1 pseudogene is annotated in these 468 nt (G+C 29.9%); it reads right to left on the reverse strand.

Features of this window, described 5'->3' with window-relative positions:
- Positions 1 to 468: pseudogene (locus CKW40_RS46250) on the reverse strand (hypothetical protein); the annotation flags it as partial.

A 468-nucleotide genomic window follows, 5' to 3' on the forward strand; every position in this document is an offset into this window, starting at 1 on the left:
CGTGTACCACTTGAGAAATCAATTCCTAAGTTTAACTTGAAGATATAAAGAATAACTAAACCGACAACTACAATTAAAATACTTACTCCAATTAATGGCTTAGCTAATTTAACAAAATTCCATTTCTCGAATGAAGTTTTAAGGTCATGAACATCTACACCTTCATTAATATCATGTCGTTTATTCTTTTTAACACCAAATAACCAAAATTGATTTTTGAATATATTTGATGAAACAAGTAATGATAATAAGAATCTTGATAAGAACACGGCTGTAACAAAGATCATTAGAATACCTAATAATAACATTGTCGCGAAACCTTTAACTGAACTTTCACCGAAGAAGAATAATACTGCTGCGGCGATAACTGTTGTTAAGTTAGAATCAAAAATTGTTAGGAATGAACTTTTGTTTGCTTTAGAAAAGGCTTGCTTTATCGTTCTACCTATTCGAAGTTCATCCTTAATA

This window comes from Mesorhizobium carmichaelinearum, assembly GCF_900199455.1.
GTDB lineage: Bacteria > Pseudomonadota > Alphaproteobacteria > Rhizobiales > Rhizobiaceae > Mesorhizobium > Mesorhizobium carmichaelinearum.